This is a genomic window from Planctomycetota bacterium (genome assembly GCA_035574235.1).
Classification (GTDB): domain Bacteria; phylum Planctomycetota; class MHYJ01; order MHYJ01; family JACPRB01; genus DATLZA01.
The window spans coordinates 25037-44886 of record DATLZA010000185.1 but is presented as its reverse complement, the minus strand read 5'-3'; the positions used below and the strand labels follow the sequence as shown (position 1 = coordinate 44886).

The 19850-nt window shown below is 69.2% G+C and carries 11 protein-coding genes; 3 read left to right on the top strand and 8 right to left on the bottom strand.

Going from position 1 to position 19850, the window contains the following annotated elements; translation table 11 throughout:
- The first annotated feature begins 140 nt into the window (after positions 1 to 140).
- Both VNO22_17615 and VNO22_17610 read left to right on the top strand, forming a co-directional pair.
- The gene (locus VNO22_17615) at positions 141 to 4127 is read left to right on the top strand and encodes a ThuA domain-containing protein (protein ID HXG63192.1); all 3987 of its coding nucleotides are present in this window, start codon (positions 141 to 143) and stop codon (positions 4125 to 4127) included.
- Positions 4124 to 5416: a DUF1080 domain-containing protein gene (locus VNO22_17610; protein ID HXG63191.1), complete on the top strand. Its 1293-nt coding sequence runs from the start codon at positions 4124 to 4126 to the stop codon at positions 5414 to 5416. Before VNO22_17615 ends, VNO22_17610 begins: the two co-directional genes overlap by 4 nt.
- 12 nt (positions 5417 to 5428) lie before the next feature.
- On the opposite strand, the gene VNO22_17605 is transcribed toward VNO22_17610, so the two are convergent.
- The 3 genes from VNO22_17605 to VNO22_17595 all read right to left on the bottom strand — a co-directional run bounded on the left by VNO22_17605 (position 5429) and on the right by VNO22_17595 (position 12654).
- Positions 5429 to 8455 carry a PVC-type heme-binding CxxCH protein gene (locus tag VNO22_17605; GenBank protein ID HXG63190.1) on the bottom strand — a complete coding sequence of 1009 codons (3027 nt, stop codon included), beginning with the start codon at positions 8453 to 8455 and terminating at the stop codon, positions 5429 to 5431.
- A gap of 62 nt (positions 8456 to 8517) precedes the next feature.
- Entirely contained in the window at positions 8518 to 10386 is a 1869-nt protein-coding gene (locus tag VNO22_17600) for a PQQ-dependent sugar dehydrogenase (protein ID HXG63189.1), read from the bottom strand.
- Positions 10387 to 10494: 108 nt separating this feature from the next.
- A complete protein-coding gene (locus VNO22_17595; GenBank protein ID HXG63188.1) occupies positions 10495 to 12654 on the bottom strand; it encodes a DUF6797 domain-containing protein in 2160 nt (719 codons plus the stop codon).
- A 106-nt stretch (positions 12655 to 12760) separates the two neighbouring features.
- Between VNO22_17595 and VNO22_17590 the strand changes: the two genes are divergently transcribed.
- On the top strand, positions 12761 to 13465 hold the full coding sequence (locus tag VNO22_17590) for a platelet-activating factor acetylhydrolase IB subunit (protein HXG63187.1): 705 nt from the start codon (positions 12761 to 12763) through the stop codon (positions 13463 to 13465).
- A 60-nt stretch (positions 13466 to 13525) separates the two neighbouring features.
- On the opposite strand, the gene VNO22_17585 is transcribed toward VNO22_17590, so the two are convergent.
- The 5 genes from VNO22_17585 to VNO22_17565 all read right to left on the bottom strand — a co-directional run bounded on the left by VNO22_17585 (position 13526) and on the right by VNO22_17565 (position 19678).
- Complete coding sequence (locus VNO22_17585; protein HXG63186.1) at positions 13526 to 14410, bottom strand: hypothetical protein; 885 nt, start codon at positions 14408 to 14410, stop codon at positions 13526 to 13528.
- Positions 14411 to 14499: 89 nt separating this feature from the next.
- A complete protein-coding gene (locus VNO22_17580; protein HXG63185.1) occupies positions 14500 to 15954 on the bottom strand; it encodes a phospholipase D-like domain-containing protein in 1455 nt (484 codons plus the stop codon).
- 56 nt (positions 15955 to 16010) lie between these two features.
- The gene (locus VNO22_17575; protein HXG63184.1) at positions 16011 to 17795 is read right to left on the bottom strand and encodes a DNRLRE domain-containing protein; all 1785 of its coding nucleotides are present in this window, start codon (positions 17793 to 17795) and stop codon (positions 16011 to 16013) included.
- Positions 17796 to 17797: 2 nt separating this feature from the next.
- The gene (locus VNO22_17570; GenBank protein ID HXG63183.1) at positions 17798 to 18376 is read right to left on the bottom strand and encodes a sigma-70 family RNA polymerase sigma factor; all 579 of its coding nucleotides are present in this window, start codon (positions 18374 to 18376) and stop codon (positions 17798 to 17800) included.
- Positions 18377 to 18421: 45 nt separating this feature from the next.
- Complete coding sequence (locus VNO22_17565) at positions 18422 to 19678, bottom strand: C45 family autoproteolytic acyltransferase/hydrolase (protein ID HXG63182.1); 1257 nt, start codon at positions 19676 to 19678, stop codon at positions 18422 to 18424.
- Positions 19679 to 19850 lie beyond the last annotated feature (172 nt).

Genomic DNA, 19850 nt, shown 5'->3' with positions numbered 1-19850 from the left:
ACCCGACGGCGCGCTCTATGTCGTGGACTGGTACGACGCGCGCCTCAACCACGTGGACCCCCGCGACACGTGGGACCGGCGCAACGGGCGCATCTACCGGGTCGCTCCCCGCGGCCTCCCGAAGCCGGCCCCGCCGCTTCATGGTCTCCGCCAACGATCCGGACGCCGCCTGGGCGGCCCGCCTCCTCGAACGCGCGCCCGGCCCGCCCGACGTCGAAGCGGTCCTCGAAGGGCTGGAACAGGCTCTCGAAGGACGCGTCCTGGAGCGCGTCCCCGGGATCCTGGAGCGCGCCTTGGCGCGCCGCGAAGCGGAGGCGAAGTCGAGCCCCGCGCTCCTGCGTCTGTCGGTGCGGCTGGGGCGGCCCGGCGCATACGCCCGGGCCCTGGCGGCCGCCTCGGACCCGGGCGTCCCCGCGGCGGAACGGACGCGGCTCGTTGCGCTCCTGGGCCAGTCGGGCCGCGGCGACGCGGCCGCCGCGCTTCTTTCGGTCCTCGAGCGGGCCTCCGACGCGGGGCTTCTCGTGGCCGTCCTTGAGGCCCTGGCGAACCTTCCGGATCCTTCCGGCCTGCGGGCGGCCCTGGAGCGCTATCCCCGGCTTCCCGCCGCGGTGCGTTCGCTCGTCCGCGGACTTTTCTTCCGGCGCCCGGCGTCGGCCCTGGAGTTCCTCCGTCACATCGACTCGGGCGCGATCGCGCGCTCGGAGGCGCCTTTCGAATCGCTCGTGGAGCTGGCCCGCTCGGAGGATCCGGAGATCCGGCGCCTGATCGAGAAGCACTGGGGCAAGGTGGGGACCGCCACGCCGGGCGAAAAACGGGCCCGCATCAGCAGCCTCCGGGTCATCCTCGCCCGCGGGCAGGGAGACCCCGCGCGCGGCCGGCCGATTTTCGCCCGGACCTGCGGTGCCTGCCACACGCTCTTCGGCGAAGGCGGAAAGATCGGGCCCGACCTCACGGGGATCAACCGGAAGGATCTCGAATCGCTCCTCACGAACATCGTCGATCCGAGCGCCCTCATCCGCCCGGAGTACCAGGCCCAGCGGGTCCGCACGAACGACGGGCAGGTCCTCCTCGGGCTTCTCGCGGAGGAAACGCCCGCGTCGATCACGCTCGTCGACGCGCAGAACGTCCGCACCGTTCTCCCGCGCGCCCGCATCGAAGCCATGGCCGCCTCGGACGTCTCGCTCATGCCGGAGAAGCTGCTGGATCCCCTCACCGATCAGGACGTCCGCGACCTTTTCGCCTACCTGCGCCTGGAGGCGCCGCCTCAGGAGCCCGCGCCGTCCTCCCCTCCCCTGCGGGTATGCCTGGTCTCGGGCTCGCTCGAATACGAATCGGACGCGTCCCTCGAGGCGCTTCAGGAGCACCTCGAGCGGAATTACAACGTGAAGTGCACCCGCGCCTTCCGGCGGACGGACGAGGATCTGCCGGGCCTGGAAAACCTCGAGTCGTGCGACGTGATGCTCCTTTTCACCCGCCGGCTCAAGCTCCAGGGGGAATCGCTGGAGCGCGTCAAGCGCTACTGCCTGTCCGGCAAGCCCATCGTGGGCATCCGCACGGCCAGCCACGCGTTCCAGACGTGGCTCGATCTGGACCGCGAAGTCTTCGGCGGAAGCTACAAGGGCCACTACGGCAAAGGTCCGGTCTGTGATGTCCGGTTCACCGACAAGGCCCGCGGCCACCCGATCCTCGAGGGCGTCCGCGAGTTCTCCTCGCAGGCGAGCCTCTACCGCAACCCCGAGAACGCCCCGGACGTGGACGTGCTTCTCACGGGAACGGCCGGCGGAAAGACCGAGCCGGTCGCCTGGACCCGCCTCTACAAAGGAGCCCGCATCTTCTACACGTCGCTCGGCGACCCGGGGGACTTCAAGAACGAGCACTTCCGCCGGATGATCGTCAACGCCCTCTTCTGGACGGCCGGCCGGGCGCCGGAACGAAGGCAGGCGAAGGCCCTCCCGGGAACCCGTCCTCTCGAGGAGGAAGGCGATTTCGCGGCCCTCATGGTCGAGGGCATCGACCGGTTTCTCCGGCGCGAGATCGAGCAGTCGCGGGAACGGAGAGCGGCCTTCTGGAAAGTCGACCGTTCTTCCCCCGAGGCCTACGAACAATCCGTGGCTCCGAAGCGCGATCGGCTGAAAAAAATCCTGGGCGTCGTGGACGAGCGCGCGCCCTTCGCGGCGCCGGAAGTGATTCACCCGCTGGGACAGTCCCCGGTTCTCGCGCGATCCTCCGCCTTCGAAGTCCTGGCCGTCCGCTGGCCGGTCTTCCGGAGCGTGGAGGGCGAGGGGCTGCTCCTGGTCCCGACGGGCCGCCCGCCGGAGGCTACCGTGATTCTCCTCCCGGACGCCGACGAATCGCCCGAAGAGGTTTCCGGTCTCGTTCCGTCAACGCCCCCGGACCGGCAACCCGCGCGCTCCCTGGCCGAACGGGGATTCCGCGTCGTCGTTCCGGCGCTCATCGACCGTTCGGACACTCACTCGATCTCCCGGATCGGCAAGGCCACCAATCAACCCCACCGCGAATTCGTCTATCGGCCGGCCTTTGAGCTGGGACGGCACATCCTGGGGTACGAAGTCCAGAAAACGCTGGCGCTGGTGGACTGGCTCCACCGGGAGACGGCCGACCCTCGCGTGATCCTCCTGGGGTTCGGCGAAGGCGGACTTCTGGCGCTTTATGCCGGGGCGATCGATCCCCGCATCGACGAGGTTCGCGTTCACGGAGCCTTCGGCCCGCTTGAGGAAACCTGGAAGGAGCCCATCTACCGGAATGTCTTCGGGCTCCTGCGGGAATTCGGGGGAGCGGAACTGGCGGCGCTCGTGGCTCCGCGGCCGTTTGCGGCCTTCCCGCAACCCCGCTATTCCGTCGCCGGACCGCCTCCGGCGAAACCCGGACGATCCGGCGCGGCGCCCGGAAGCTGGACCTCCCCCGATGCCGCGCGGCTCGAGGCGGAGCTCGCGCGGTTCCGCGCGCTCGCGCCCGGAGCGCCCCGCCCCTCCGGCGAGGCGACCCTGCCGGCGCCCCGATCGGAAGCTCCCGTTGTCCTTCGCCGGAACCACGATCCCGCCGCGCGCCTCCAGCGGCAGCTCGATCAGCTCCTCGAGGACACGCAGCACCTTCTGCGCCGGAGCGAGGCCGTCCGCGACGCCGCCTTCTGGAAGCGCCTCCGGACCGGCTCGCTCGACGACTACGCAGCCTCCACGGCGCCGTTGCGGCGCGAGTTCGAGGAGGAGGTCCTGGGCCGCTTCGACCGGCCGCTGCTTGCGCCCGACCCGCGCTCGCGCCTGATCTTCAACGAGCCCGCCTGCGAAGGCTACGAGGTCAAGCTCGACGTCTGGCCCGACGTCTTCGCGTACGGGATTCTCCTCGTGCCGCGCGATCTCAAACCCGGAGAGCGCCGGCCCGCGGTCGTCTGCCAGCACGGCCTGGAAGGCCGGCCGCGGGATCTGGCCGACCCGGGGGTGGATCATCCGGCCTACCGGCGTTTCGGCGTGCGGCTCGCGGAACGCGGATTCGTGGTCTTCGCGCCTCAGAATCCCTACCTCGGGCGGGACGCCTTCCGGACACTCCAGAGGAAGGCCAACCTCCTGGGGACGCATCTTTTCTCGATCATCATCCCTCAGCATCGGGCGATCACGGACTGGCTGGCCTCGCTGCCCTTCGTGGATCCGGACCGGATCGGCTTCTACGGTCTCTCGTACGGCGGGAAGACCGCGATGCGCGTTCCGGCGGTCGTGCCGCGGTACGCCCTTTCCATCTGTTCGGCGGATTTCAACGAATGGATCTGGAAAAACGCCGCCCTCGACAGCCCGTATAGTTACGTGACCACCGGCGAGTACGAGATTTTCGAGTGGAATTTGGGAAACACGTTCAATTACGCGGAGATGGCGGCGCTCATCGCTCCGCGCCCCTTCATGGTCGAGCGCGGCCACCGCGACGGCGTCGCCCCCGACGAGCGGGTGGCGTACGAATACGCCAAGGTCCGCCGCCTCTACGCGGATCTCAAGATCCCCGAGCGCACCGAGATCGAATTCTTCGACGGCCCTCATGCGATTCACGGCGTGGGAACGTTCCGGTTTCTTCACCGGCATTTGAAATGGCCCGAACCCCGACCTCAAGGAGACACGCGATGAAACCGACCGCATGGTTCGGACTGCTCCTGGCCGCCTGTGCCGCCCCCGGAGTCCCCGCGGCGCAGGACGACGGCTTCGTCCCGCTCTTCAACGGCAAGGACCTCTCCGGCTGGGTCAACGTCAACGGCGCCCCGTCCACATGGAAGGTCGAAGACGGCGTCATCGTCTGTTCCGGAAAGCCCACGGGGGTGCTCCGGACGGAGCGGATGTACGAGAACTACATCCTGGAGCTGGAGTGGAAGCACCTCCACGAGGGCGGAAACGCCGGTCTTTTCGTCCACAGTTCGGCGCTCCCCGTGCGCGGCCAGCCCTTCACGAAGTCGATCGAGATCCAGATCATGCTCGGGGATCATCCGGAGGGGCTCTACACGCGCCACGGGGACGTCTTCGCCATTCAGGGCGCCACGTTCGTCCCCGACCGGCCGCACCCCAAGGGGTGGATGCGCTGCCTGCCGAGCGAGAAACGGGTAAAGCCCGCCGGGGAGTGGAACCACTACCGGGTCATCGCCAAGGACGGCGCCGTCAAGCTCGAGGTTAACGGCAAGGAAGTCTCGGGAGGCACGAACTGCAACCCGAGAAAGGGGTACATCTGCCTCGAATCCGAGGGTTCGGAAGTCCACTTCCGCAACATCCGCATCAAGGAGCTTCCCTCCTCGAATCCGCCCGCCGACCTGGTGGCCGAGGCGGACGAGGGATTCCGTTCGCTTTACACGGGCGTGGATCTTTCCGGGTGGAAGAAAGACCCCGCCAACGAAGGCCACTGGGTGCCCAAGGATTGGATTCTGGACTTCGACGGAAAGGGCAAGGACCTCTGGTCGGAGAAGGAATATGGAGACTTCATCCTGATCGCCGACTGGCGGTTCACCCGGAAGCCCGTCGAGAAGGAACTTCCGGAGGTGCTTCCCGACGGCAGCGACTCCGGCCGGAAGATCAAGGTCCCGGACGCGGGCGACAGCGGCATCTACCTCCGGGGAAGCTCCAAGAGCCAGGTCAACATCTGGTGCTGGCCGGTGGGCTCGGGCGAAGTCTACGGCTACCGGACCGACAAAAGCATGCCCCCCGAAGTGCGGGCGGGCGTGACGCCCAAGGTGCGGGCGGACCATCCTCCCGGTCAATGGAACCGCTTCGTGATCACGATGAAGGGGGACCGCCTGACCGTGGTCCTGAACGGCAAAACCGTGATCGAAAACGCGCTCCTGCCGGGGGTGAAACCGCGGGGACCGATCGCCCTTCAGAACCACGGCGATCCGATCCAGTTCGCCAATCTCTACCTCAAGGAACTCCCCTGACGTCCGGAGCGCTCATTTCAGGGACGCGAGAAACGCCACGAGGTCCCGGAGCTCTTCGCGGCGGAGCTGGCGGTCCAGTCCCTGGGGCATGATCGAGATCCGGCTCTGGCGCAGATCCTCGATGGAGGCGCGCGGGATCCTTCGTTCCGTCCGGTCGGCCGTGAAGAGATAGACGGCGTCGGGTGTCTCGCGGACGACGAGGCCGTCCAGCACCGCGCCGTCCCGCGTCCGAAGGACGAACGGCTCGTAGCCGCGCGCGAAGCTGGCGCTCGGAAAGACGATCGCCTCGAGCAGATCCCTCGGCGAACGGATCGCGCCGATCCGGGAAAGGTCCGGCCCCACGCGGCCCCCCTGGCCCGCCACGGCGTGACACGCCGTGCAACCGGCTTTGCGCCCGAGGAAAACCTCGCGGCCCCGCGCCGGATCGCCTCCCGAAAGAACGTCCTGAAGTTCGTCGAGGCGCGCCTTGGCGCCGCCCTCGCCGGCCTCCAGCCGCTGGAGCATCGGCTGGGCCGCCGCGGCCACCTCGGGCGGAAACCGGCGGATCGCGCGGCGCAGAAGATCGGCCGGGACGCTCTCGAGCGCGGGCGACCGGGCCAGGGCCTCGAGAAGCTTGCGGCCGACCCCGGCGTTCTGCGAGCGTTCGAAAGCGGGCAGCCAGCGCGGAAGGTCGAGCGGCCCCGCGTTTTCCGCCCGGAGGGCCAGGCGCTCCAGCTGGCGATCGTCCAGGGGCGCCCGCCCCAGCGTCTCCGCCGCCGCCAGGCGCAGAAGCGGCGGGCGGTCGGCTTCCAGGCAGGATACCAGCAGCGCGAAGAGCGCCCCTTCCAGACGCCCCAGACGCGGCGCCGCCGCCCCCAGCGCCTCCACCCGCAGCTCCGCCGAACGCCGCTCATCCCGAGCCAGGGCCAGAAGCGCCTCGTCGAAGTCCGGCGCGCCGGCGGCCTTCAGAATCGCCACGGCCCGGCGGGCCACCCCTTCGTCCGGATGCTCCAGGCTCCAGCGGGCCTCCGCCACCCACGTGGCCGGAAAGCGCTCGGGCGAAGCCCGCAGCATGGCTTCCAGCAGAACCGCCCGCGCCGGCGCCGAAAGCGAAGGTTCGCGCAGCGCCCGCGCCACGGCGTCCTGCATGCCCGCGTCGGCCGCGAAGGCCGCCACGAGCCCCTGCACCATCTCCGGCCGCCCCGGTTCCCCCGCCGGGTCGCGGAACCAGCGCTCCGCCAGCGCCCGCACCTGTCCCGCCCACGCCGGACGCGAGACGATCACGCGGAACGCCGCCTGCCGGAGCGAGGGCGCGACGGGATCAAGAAGCGCCACGACGCGCTCCGGCGTCAGCCCCTCGCCTCCCATCTGATCGAGCGCGATGAGCGCCCCGCGGCGCACCTCCGGATCCGGATCGCCCAGCGCGCGGGTCGCCCCCTCCCGATCCCCCAGCCGGATGAGGGCGTACAGAACCGCGTGCTCGAGATAACGATCCGGACCGCCCCGCAACCCTTCGATCAGAGGCCCCGCCGCCCGCCGGTCGCCGATCCTGCCGAGAGCGCCGGCCGCCTCGCGACGCACGGGAGGAGCGTCCGATCCCAGCATCTCGATCAGGCGCCCGACGGCTTCGCCGTCCCGGTGCAGTCCCGCCGCCGCGGCGGCCGCCTGGCGCACCCGCGCGTCCGGGTCGGAGAGAAGCCTCCGTACCGCCGCACGCGCCGCCGGCTCGTCCAGGCGGCAAAGCGCCCACACGATTCCGAGCCGCGCGCGAACCGACGCGCTCCCGGCGATCCGCTCGAGAGCCGCCGCACCCCGCGCCGCCGCCCGGTCCACCGCCCGCTCCCGCACCGCCCACCGGGGGTCGTCCAGATGCTCCTCGGGGCGGCTCCAGTCGAGCGTGAGTCCCCTCGGATCCGCCAGGCGCGGCGCATCCCGGCGGCGCACGCGGTAGATCGCCCCCAGGACGTCCGGCTTGGCGATCTGAGAGGTCGGACATCCGATGCGGAACCAGCCGCCCGTATCCACGACGAGAAGGCTTCCGTCCGCGTCCTCCAGAACGTCCGTGGGATGAAAGTCCGGATGATCCGAGCGGACGAACTCCTCGGTGCGCGCCCGGAAGGTGGCTCCCTCGCGTTCGAGGACATGCCGCTGGACCCGGTGCGTGTTGAAGTACGCGCAGAAGAGGTTCCCCTGGAAAGGCCCTTCGGCGCGGGCGACCCGGAGCCCCGCCGGAGCGGTGGCGGTCATGGGGACAAGGACCGGAAGAAGATCCCCCGTGCGGACGCGGTCCGTGTACGTCCGGTCGCGCACCGGCCACTCGCCTCCCTCCACGCCGTGAATGACCGCGTCCCTCAGGCCGCCCCCGAAGGAGTCGGGGGCCCAGAAGGTTCCGGAGATGAAGAAGTCCCCTTCCGGAAGCCAGTCGACTTCCACGGGATTTCCCACGGCGCCGCAGACGAATTCGAGCTCCGTCCCGTCCGGGCGGCACCGCATGAGCCACGGCCCGACGGCCTTGCGCACGCGGGTTCCGTCCGGAAGCCGCAGATCGTGCGCCATGCGGCCCGGTAGAAAATAAATCCGGCCGTCCGGCCCGACGCAGGCGCCGTGAACGTCGTCGGCCACCCCCGTCACGGCGAAACCCGTCAGAAGCTCCGTGCGCCGATCGCACACCCCGTCCCCGTCGGTATCCTCCAGTTTCCACAGCGACGGCGGCGAGGGGACGTAGAGCGCTCCGCGGTACCAGGCGAGTCCCTGGGGGAAGACCATCCGGTCGGCGAAGACGCGGCTCGTGTCGAACCGTCCGTCGCCGTCGGTGTCCTCGAGGAGGCGGATCACGTGCGGGGGATTCTTGAGAAGAATGTCCCCCTTGTGGTTGACGCCGGCGGAATCGGCCACGAAGAGGCGGCCGGTCTCGTCGAAGCAGGCGAGCATGGGGCGCTCGACGAGGGGCGGCCCCGCCGCGCGCTCGACGACGAACCCGTCCGGCACCTGAAGAGGAGGCCCCTCCGGGCCGCCCTGCAGCGCCGCCACACCCAGCGACACCCAGACCAGGATCATCATCGAGTCCCGAGCGGGGTTTCCCCCTCTCTATGTACGCTCCTTCGCGGCCTGCGGGGACGGCGTCATCCGCGCCGCCGCAAGAGGGCCCGGAGGGCGAGCGCGGCCAGGACCGGCTCGATCCCGAGCGCTCCGCACCCGCCGCCGCCGTCTCCATCGTCGACCGGATTGAAAACGTCGACTTCGATCTCGTGGCTCCCGCTCAGCCCGCCCGAGTCGTACACGGTCAGGCGCAGGATATGGACCCCGTTGGACAGACCGCGGGTATCCCAGAGATTGTGGCCCCCTCCGAAGTGATAATGTCCCCCGGCCGCCGAATCCGTAAAGGCGAGCGTCCCGTCGATGTAAAACTCCGCGCGCTCCAGAGTCCCCACGCCCTGGGGATCTTCTCCGTCTCCGAAAAACTCCGCGTTCGGCCCGGACACGCGGGCCCCCGCCTCGGGCATGCGGAGGCGCGCGCGAGGAGCCCCGGAAGCGGCGTCGTCGTCGCGCACGGTAACGACGACGTGCCGCCCGGGAAGCCCTGCGGCGGAACAGCTCACCCGCGCTCCTTCGGTGACGGCGTCGGAGTCTTGCCCGGCGGAAACGGTTACCGTCTGCGGCGAGTTCCAGTTTCCCGGAGTAAACTGAAGCACGGAGGGATTGATCGTAAGCGTTTCCGGGCCTGCCGACTGTTCCACGAAGACGGTCACGTTCGACGTCGGCGCCGCGGACAGCGATACGGTGAACGTTCCCGAGCCGCCTTCATCGATCAGAAGCTCGGTGGCGGAAAGCGTCAGACCGAGCGCAGGGACCCCTGTATAGCTCAGGCGGTAGACGGTACCCCCATGGCCGGCGTAGTAGAGCGCCCCGTCCGGACCCACCACGATATCCACCAGCTGGCTGTTTCCGCTGACGAATACTTCCGTGCTCGTGATCGCGTCGCCGGACGAATTCAGGACCGAACGCATGACCTTCCCGGACACGTAGTCCACGAAGAACAGGTTGCCTCGATAGGAAGCCGGAAAGGCCGTGCCGTCGTAGAAAACGCCGCGCGTGATGCACCGGCCGAACGGCGAGTTCCTGGTCGGATACGCCAGTTTCGGGATCAGAAGCCCATTCGACGCGCTCGTGTTGTTCTCCGTGGGCCAACCGGCGTTTCCTCCCCGGGGGACCAGAAAGATCTGCTCATAGTCATCTCCGACCATGAACACCCAAAGGGCCCCCGTCGTCGGATGGAAACGCAGTCCGAAGGGATTGCGCATCCCCTGGGCGAAGACATAATCCGTCGCGGTGATTCCGTCCGAAGCGTTGTACCACGGGTTGCTCGCCACGGCTGCGCCCGAGGAGGTCATGCATCCGATCTTCGACCCCAACGAAGTCCGTTCCGTCGATGTTCCGTTGCCGCCGATATTATTATCGTTGCCCAGGTTCCCCACACCGAAGTAAAGATGTCCGTCCGGGCCGAAGGCGAGGCCGCCTCCGTCGTGATTGACGCCCTCGCAGGGCAGATCGGGACCGATCTGGGTCTTGCCGCTCCCGACCAGGTTTCCCGAAGCGTCCGTCCCCGCCGTGTAGCGATAGATCTTCTGAACGGAAGCGGATTCCGTAACGAACACGTAAACATACCGGTTGGATGCGTAGTCGGGATCCAAGGCCAGGCCGATCACGCCCGTCTCGCTGTGTCCCGTGTAGACGGGGCTCACGGTGGCGAACGCCGTCGCCTGAAGGCTTCCGTTCCGGAGAACGCGGACGGTCCCTGTGCGCACGGCCACGAAAAGCGTGTTCGATCCATCGGAGGCCCAGGCCAGGCTCGTGATACCGCTCAGACCCGTTGCATAAACGGACTCGGCGAAGTTGGGGTCCTCCGGGTCGCCCGGTCGGGTCGCCGCGAAAGCGCCTAAAGGGGTGAGGAAAAGCGCCGTCGAAACGAGGATGAGGCGGTCCTTACGCACGGCTCCCTCCTTGTCCGCATCGCTCGCCCCTTCCCCGTCGCGGAGCCCTATTTTAACCGCGAAACGGGAGCAGATCCAAAGAGGAATACGCGCGAGGCGGCCTTTCCCCTACGGCACCCGGTGGATCGTCAGATAAAGCTCCACGGGCACCGCCGCGCCGTCGGCCGCCCGGACCCGACCGCGAACGAGCATCTGCATTACCGGCCGGATTCCCGGAATCGCCAGCGACACCGTCCGCCCATCCGGAGCAAGCCGCGCGGACCGGATCTCGACCGGATCCCGACCCTGGCGGGCGGGATCGGCCACGGAAAACTCGGGCGAACCGTATTTCTCAGACCACCGGTAATTCCACATCTGCGCGGCCCAGGAATCCGCGCTGGCCGCCGTCTCGGGGTCCAAGGGGTGGGGAAACGTCAGGTCCAGGCCGTCCCGCGTGACCTTGAGACCCGTCACCATGTGAACCGGGCGGCCCGTGTACCGGACCCTCTGGAGACACCCGTCCCGCAGCCCCGTCGTCTGCCAGCCGCGCAATCCCGCCAGATAGAGCTGCCCGTCCTTCGGATGGAAGCGCCCGCGCATAATCCCGCTGGCGAAGGCGAGCGGAAACCGGACTACGCCGCCCTGAACGACGTCCCCGGCGCGCTGGAAGGGAACCAGAAAGAGCGACGCCTTCCCGTAAGACGTGTGAAGAAGCGCCCCCGAGAGCGGACCCCAGCGGTCGCTCGTCACCCACACCTGGCCGCCGCTGGAATTGTCCACGCCGTGAGGAATCCAGCAGAGCGGCGGATCGTAGGACGCCGGCGGATCCTTGCGTCCCGAATGAGGCACATACCCGTAGAAGCCTCCGGGACGCACCCAGTTGAGGCGGCTCGTGGGGATCCAGTGCCCTTCCTGGTCGCTGCAGGTGATCTCGTCGCCCGGTCCGAGGCTCAGACCGTTCGGGGCGCGCAATCCCGTGGCGACGACCTCGTGCCGCCGGCCGTCCGGCGATACCTTCACGATGCACCCATGAAGAGGCACCGAGGGGTCCACGCGGTGCCCGTCCACGGCGTAGTAGAAGTTTCCCTGGGAATCCGTGTGAAGCTCGAAGGCGAACGCGTGATAGTTCGCCATGGTCGTCAGGGCGTCGTGGAAATTCTCGTAAAAGTCGGCCTCTCCGTCGCCGTTGAGATCCCGAAGCCGCGTGATGCGGTCACGACCGAGAACGTACACCTGGTCCCCGACGATCTTGAGCCCCAGCGGCTCATAGAGGCCCGCGGCGAACCTCCGGTACGTCAGGCGCTCCAGCCTGTCGTCGATGCCCTCGACCGTCCAGACGTCTCCGTTCCACGTGCAGAAGGCGGCGCGGCCGTCGGAGAAGAAATCCAGCCCCGTCAGGCGGAGCCAGGATTTCCACGGATTGGAGTCGGGCAGCACGAGCGTGTCCACCACGTACGGGCCCGGTCCCGCCCCGAGCGCCCCGCGGGTGACCTGAGGTTCGCCCCACCGGGCCGGACCGCCCGAGCACAGCGGCGCGGGATCCTCCGGCGGCCCGGCCTGGGAGCCGCCGATCACGACCGTAAAGAGCGCCGGAGACGAACGCGGCGGGATCCGCACGCGCACCTCGGCGCCGGTCGTCACGACCGCGGCCCCCTCGGGCGCGCCGATCAGACCGACCGGAACCTGTCCCTCCGCCACCCGAAGGGTCAGCGTCTCCCGGGAAGGCCCCAGCCGGATCGTCCTCGTGAATCCCTCTCCCGTGAAACCGGGCAGCTCCAGGACCGGACAGCCGCTCACCACGTACGAAAGGACGACGCGCTCTCCGTGCCGGTAGAGTCCCACGTAGCGTCCCCGCTCCTCCGGCAGCGGCCCGTAGGGATGCGGCCGGGGATCGGCGAAATCGTCCCCCACCGCCCAGCCCGGACCCCGGGGCGTGGTGAACCGCAACGTGCCCTCGAGCGTCGTCGGAAGGCTGCCCTTGTAGCTGACAAGGTGCGTATTCGAGAGGTCCAGAAATCCCCCCGTCCAGCCGCCCGCCCAGCGCAGGAGATCCGAATCGAAACACATCGTGGCCTGCGGCCCCACCCGGATGGAGATTCCTTTGTACGAAAGAAGGTCCTCGTCCGTGCGGTACTTCACGCGGCTGACGGTCGAGGAAAGAAAAGAGCCGTAGTCCATGGTGGCTCCCTTGCCGCCGGGAGCCCGCTGCTCGGGAGCCTCACCGTCCTGCGCGAGGGGGACGGACGACAGAAAAAAAACGGCCACCACGGCCCGAAGGGTCATGCGCATGCTCGACGGTTCCCTAACGCGGAGATTCCCGCCCCTGTTTCGCTTGGCATTGTAGCACTCCGAAAGTAGAAAGGAACGTGCTTCACTCGCTTTTGGAGAGACGACGATGATCATCCTCCGGACTCTGGCGGTCGCCCTTCTCCTGGCCGCGCCCCAGGATGTCCCGCCGGGGGCGCGTCCCGTTCCCAAGGACGGCAAGTGGCTCGATCGCCACAAAGGCTTCGTGGAAGAGGCGCGCCGCGGCGACATCGACGTCCTCTTCCTGGGCGACTCGATCACGGAAGCCTGGCGGACGACCGGGCGCAGGATCTGGGACGAGCATTTCGCCCCCCTCAAGGCGGCCAATTTCGGCATCTCCGGCGACCGCACCCAGCATCTCCTGTGGCGCCTCCAGAACGGCGAGCTCGAGGGAATCCGGCCGAAGGTCGCCGTCCTCATGATCGGGACCAACAACATCGGCCAGCGCGATCCCGAGCCTCCCGGGAGCGCCGTCGAAGGGATCAAGGCGATCGTCCGGGAGATCCACGCCCGGTCCGCCGCCACTCGCGTGCTTCTCCTGGGCGTCTTTCCGCGCGGCGAAAAGCCCGATCATCCCCATCGGGCGCAGATCCGGCAGATCAACGAGGCCGTCGCCGCGCTGGACGACGGCGGCAAGACCGTTCGGTTCCTCGATATCGGCGGAACGTTTCTTCAGCCCGACGGCACGATTTCCAAGGAAATCATGCCCGATTTCCTGCATCTCTCGGAGAAAGGCTACGCCCTCTGGGCGCAGGCCATCCGCGAACCCCTGCGCCGGCTTCTCGCCCCGTAAAAGCGACGCCCCGATCCGTGCGGGGGACCGGGGTGTCGCGAAGAACGCGTCCGCGCGCCGCTACTTCGTCGCCGGGACCTCAACGGGCACGCCCAGGGCGTCCTGGGCCTGGTCCTGGACGTCGTCGCACGTGTCGGCGCACTGATCGATCGCCTGAGAGGCCTGCTCGGGAGAAGTCGCCTTCTGAAGCCGCTGGCAGGCGGCCATGCATTCCTGCCGGGCCTTCTCGAACTCCGAACGGTCCTCGGCGTTCTCGAAGGCGAGCGGCGGCAGGGCGTGAAGGATCGCCATGATGTCCCGGCCCCACCGTTGCCAGTGCGCCTGGTCCCGGGCCCGCACGGCGTCGCGCGCCTTCTTGAGGTGCTCGTCCATGACCTTCTGAAGCACGTCCTCGTACAGCCCGTGGGGATAGGAGAACCCGGAAACCGTGCTGCGCTTGCCTTCGTGGCTGAAGGTGACATCCGCGGTGAACTGGACGGCCTTGTTTCGGAAATCGCCCACGAAGGGCTGGAGGCTCGTCTTGAAGTAACCCGCTCCATGCATGTGCCGGTAGTCCTGCGCGGGCGGATGAGCGGCCTTTCCCCGGGGCTCCTGGCCCTCCGCCTGGGGGCCGGGGGCCGAGGGCGGCAGGACGGCAAGCTCGACGTAATAGCGGTCCATCTCCTTCACCTGGGCGCACACGGGAGCCTGCTCGCCCGGCTTGGCCTGGGCCCCGCCCGCCCGCTCCGGCTGAACCTTCTCGAGGGTCAGCGTCCTTTCCTGGGCGTCCTTGGGCTTGAGCGCGAGGGTCGCGCTCCAGGCGCTCAGATCCACGGGCTTGCCTTCCTTGTCCATCACGAACACCCGGACCTCCCAGGGCGCCGCCGCCTCGGCCTGCGCCCGGCGCGCGCCCAAGTAGACGCCCGCCGCTCCCAGGAGCGCCAGCGCCAGAGCCGCGTACTTCATATCCTTTCCTCCTCGATCAAATGAGGGACAAAGCGTGCCCATCCCCAACGATGATCGAGGGAGGAAAACGTTACGAAGCCGCGCGCGGCTCAGAGATAGGGCGAGAAGAGACGCGCGATGCCGTCGCGCAGCCGCACCGGGATCGTGCGGGAATCGACCTTCTTGAGCGTCACCGGCTCCGCGCGGGACAGCCGCGCGCGGACGAGCCCCTCGACGGCCTCGGCCAGGCTGCGATCGTAGCACTCCACGTTGAACTCGAAATTCAGCCGCAGGCTCCGGGGATCGATGTTGGCCGAGCCGAAAAGCGTCCAGACCCCGTCCACCACCATGAGTTTGCTGTGGTCGAAGGGCGGCGGGGTGCGCCAGACCCGGCATCCGCCCACGAGGATCTGCCAGAGCGTCGCCGTCGTCGCCCAGTCCACAAGAAGGTTGTCGCTCCGCCGGGGAATGAGGACGTCCACTTCCACCCCGCGCAGCGCGGCCACGTTCAGCGCGGCGATGAGCGCCTGGTCGGGAATGAAATACGGCGTCACGATCCGAACCGACCGGCGCGCCAGGGCGAGCGCGCCCACAAGGATCCACCGAAGGGTTTCTCCCGTCCCGGGGTCGAAGGGGATGCCCCGCGCGATCACGTCGCCAGCGCGCTCCGGCCGGGGAAACCAGGCGGGCCCCTTGAGGATCTCCCCCGTCGTGAACGCCCAGTCGTCGACGAACGCCTCCTGGAGATGCTCCACGACCGGCCCCTCCAGGCGGAAATGAACGTCCTGCTCGCGGGGATCGCGCCCGCGCTCGACCCGATGCGACACGCGGATGTTCATCCCCCCGGTGAAACCCACCCGGCCGTCGGTCACCAGAATCTTGCGGTGATTGCGGAGGTTCATGTACCGCGTGCGCCACGGCACCCGCAACGGGAGAAAGGCGGCCGCGGGAACGCCCGCCGCCCGCAGCGCCCGCACCGGCGATCCCCACAGGCGGCCGCTCCCGAGGTCGTCGAGGAGCACCCGCACCTCCACGCCCCGCGCGACGGCCCGCGAAAGCGCGTCCACAAAGCCGCGTCCGACCTCGTCGAGCTCAAAGATATAGACGAGGAGCGAAATCGACCGCTGCGCCCGATCGATCGCCCGCAGCATTTCCGGATAGGCCTGCTCCCCGTTCACCAGGGGCACGACCCGGTTGCCGTCCAGAAGGGGACGCCGCACCACGCCGTCCCCCACGCGGGGCAAGGCCGCCAGGTGGGCGAGGTCCGGGCCGAGCACTTCCGCCATCCGCTCCGGGGCGCAGGCGGTCTGCTCGCCCAGGGCGTCCAGCCGGCGGCGCTTTTTGCGCAACCTCACGGCGCGCCGCTGAATCCGGTTGATCCCGAAGAGGACGTAGAGCAGCGCGCCCACGCCCGGCACGAGCCAGATGAGCCCCGTCCAGGCCACCGCCGCCCGGGGCTCGCGCTTGTACAGGATCGCGTGCCCCGACGTGGCCACCTGCGCGGCGACCACCGCCGCGGAAGCCAGATAGAAGAGAATCCGCTCGGCGACTTCGGGAAGGTCCATAGGCCCGACAGTGTACTTCAAGGGCGGGCCGGAACCCAGCGCTGGAGATCGCGCCTCTACCGGACGCGCCCGCCGCCCGGAAAGAAGGTTACCGTCAGCCGCGGGCGCCGCTCGGCCGCCGGACTCTCGCGCGATTCGAACCCCACGGCGTCGTCGTTCTCGGCGTCGGCCAGGATCAGGCCATAGTTGGCCGCCGGTTGATCGACCCAGGATCTCACGAGCTCGGAATCGAGGGCGATCCTGTACGGTCCGGCCGCCCTGGGCTGAAACGCCGCCACGGCCGCGGCGCCGCGGTCCTGATCCCCCCGCGCCCCCGGAACCTGCCACGGGCGTCCCGCGGCCGCCTGAAGCCACGAGACCTGAGCCTCGGACCACTCGCGCCGAAGCTCATAGACCGGAAACGAGAGCCGGTTCGTCGCGTTGGTCACGTGAACCTCAATCTCCGCCGAAACGATCGCGCTGCCCGCGGGAATCGCCGTCACGTCCCACCGCAGCAGGGCGTACCGGTCGTCCCCGACGTCGTCGCGGGTGCGCCCGTCCATCCACACGATCCGCGAGCTTCCGTCGTTGACGGAAGACTTCCCCTCGTGAATCGTGGCGTCGCGCGTTCCCTCGTAGCGCCGCGTCGGGGACACGCCGTCCTGGAACGACGCCGTCCGGACGCCTCCGCGCCGGGCCGCCGTCTCCATGCGCGGCCCGGCCACCGCATAGTGCGCCGCCGGGACGTCCACGGTCTTCCCGTCCCCCAGACTCCGGAAGCGCACCCTCCCCTCTCGTACCTCGATCGCCGTCCAGCCCCGCGGACCGGGACGGACCGTGAGCGCCAGAACCGTTCCCAGCACCGTGGCCTCGGCATGGGGCGTTCGAATCGTCATAGGCCGGCCCGCGGGCTGCCGAGCGACAAACGCGGTCAGAATCCCGCGCCCCAGGAGAAACGCTTTTCCCTCGGCCTCCCGAACGCCCTCCACCAGGGTCCCGGAACCCAGCTCGAGCCGCGTTCCGTCCTCGAACCGGACGGACGCGAGGCCTCCCCCTGCCGCCGTCTCCAGACCCTCTCCCGCGAAGATCCGTTCTTCCGCGCGCGCTCCCCGACGGCCGGCCGCGCCCAGGACCGAGACCTCGCCCTCCACCTTCTCCACGACCGCCAGCGCCGCGGGCGGCGGCGGCGCGGACTCCGTTCTCGGCGCGGGCGCCGGCTTGGGCGTCGAAGGAGGCGGCAACGCCGGCTCCGGCCGCGTCGGCGCAGGCGTCGCCTGCGGAACGGATTCCGGCGGCTTCGGCGTCCGATCCGGAGGACGCCCTTCGGACGCCCGAGGCTCTTCCCCTCGCGGTTCCCGCTCCACGGCCACCCGCGGCGGATCCTCGGCCCGCTCCACCGCCGTCTCCTCAGCCGCCGGAGCATCCGGCCGCGAGGCGACGGGCGCCGGCCGCCCGCCTCCCGCCGGACGCCGAGTCGTCGCCACGACCGCCAGGACGACTCCGAGTGCCGCGACCAGGAGAGCCGCCGCCCACAGCCCCGCCGCCGGGCGCCGGTCACGCCACACCCGACGCGTGAGGCCCGCGCGCCCCGCCGCGATCCTGCGACGGACCTGCCCCACGAAGCGCGAGGCATCCCGCTCCATTCTCAGGCGGCGGAGCACCGCCTGCGCGAACTCCTCCGATCCCCCTTCCGCGCGGGCCAGCCCGCGGAGAAGCCCTTCCGTCCGCCGGTCCGCCAGGACCTCTTCGCGCCACGCCGGATCGGTCCGCAAGGCCTCCGCCAGCGCGGCATCCTCTTCCGGCGAAAGGGGATCCCCCGCCAGAAACCGCGCCCAGAGCGCCTCGAGACGCTCGCGATCCATCGTCAGGCCCCCTCCGGCGTGAGCTTCCCCTGCACGCACCGCCTCAGCGCCGCCCGGAGGCGCATCAACGTCACCCGCAGCGTGCTCTCGTTCCGACCTGTGGCGCGCGCGAGCGCCGCCAGCGGTCGCCCCTGGAAGTAATGCTCCCGAACGATCTGCGCCCCTGAGGCCGTCAGGGCGCTCAGACATTCCTTGAGCGCCTGAAGCTCGCGATCGAGCGCTTCCGGCCGCTCCCGGTCGCCTTCGGCCGCCGCGCGCTCCGTCTGGAATTCCGCCACCAGCGCGGCCGCCTTGCGCGACTCCCGCGCCCGCCGGCGGGCTTCATCCCGCAGGTAGCGCAGCACCCGATGCCGCGCGATCCCGAGCAGCCACACCCCCAGCGGCGCATCCCCTTTGTACGTCGGCAAAGACCGATAGGCCGTCAGGAAGACTTCCTGGGCCAGATCGTCGGCGACGTCCGAATCCCGCGCATAAGCGCTCAGATAGGCGCGCACCCGGCCCTGATGGAGGCGAACGAGACCGCAGAAGGCCTCCTCCGACCCCTTCCGCGCCTCCTCCAGGAGATCCGACTCCTCCTGCACGGCAGACCACCTCCCGCTTAAAGGGTTCCGCCGGCGCGGGAAGCGTTACATCCCGAAAAGATCCGCCCACTCCACCGTGATCCAGCGCCCCTGCGTGGAGGAACGCCCCGGGGAGGGCGAACAGGCGAAGGCCATCCGGCGGCGGTCGGGCCAGACGACCACCGAGAAATGCGTCACCAGCGCGCCGTTCCGGCACACCCCTTCAAGAAGCCCGCGCGCCTCCGCCAGGCCGATCTTGCGCCCGGAAGCGCGGAATTCTTCGATCCCCGTTCGAAGGCGTTCCAGGCGGTCCTTGCTGTCGCGGGCTCTCTCGCGGACGGCCCGCGTGCGGTAGTGGTTCGTGCACAGCACATGGTCCGCCTCGCCGGCGTGCACGGTGACTCCTCCGTCCTTTTCGTGGCCGTCCCACTCGAGGACGCACGGCCTCGCCGCCTCCGAAGCCGTGACCGGAAAGCTCAGGTGAATGTTGTTGCCCACCCGGACGGGCGACTCGCGCAAAGCGCCGGCGACGTCCTCGACCGCCCGCGCCGCGCGCGCCCGTTCGACCGCCGTCCGGAGGGTCAGACATCGCGGGACCCAGCCCTCCCGCGCCTTGCCGCCGAGCCCCGGCTCGTCGTGCATCGCCGCCCAGACGCCTTCCGCGTTCATCGCCGTCCCGGCCCCCAGATACCCGAAGGCCAGAAGGTCCAGCGTCGCCTTGAGCCCGTCCTCCGCCGGCTCCACCCCGACGAGCACCTGGAACGGAGCGATCGGAAACGCCATGTAGTCCATGTTGCGGCCGGCCAGAACCCGCCCGTCCTCCGTCAGGGGCCCCCAGACGGAGAACGAACTGCACCCGCCGCCCAGAAGATCCGTCAGACAATTGAGCGCCTGCAGATCCTCCAGGCGGATTTCCCGCCCCAGGCTTCCCAACCGGCGATCCGCCGCCTCCGGAAGCGCCTCGCGGATCCCGTCCAGCATTCCTCGAAGTTCCCGGTCGTACCGCTCGGGCCATGAGAAAAGCTTCGCCCGGCCTGCAAACCCCGTCTCCCAGGAACCCGGCGACGTCGCGTGGATCACCGGAATCAGCGCCTGATCCAGGAACCGGACGATCTCCCGCGCGGCCAGGAGGCCGTGCGCCCTGCCGCGTTCGCGGGCATCTCCCCGCAAAACCAGAAACGGGAATCCGTCGATCGTGCCGCGGACGCTGCGGTGGTGCCGCGCGACGATCCGGACCCGCTCCTGGGCCGCCGCCGAAGCGCCCGAAGAAGCCAGCGCCGCGAGAACCGCCAGAGCCGGAATCGAAACGCGCCGCAGGAACATGCGAAAACCTCCGACCGTATCTCGACTTTAGAGACCGGGCCCGCCGCAGGCAAGCGGATTCGAGCGTTCCGCAACATTCCAACGCCGATCCCGCCGAAGGCCGCGCCCCCGATGGCCGATATAACTTTCGCCGGAAACAAGATCGTTCCGGGGAACGAATCGAGACTCGATT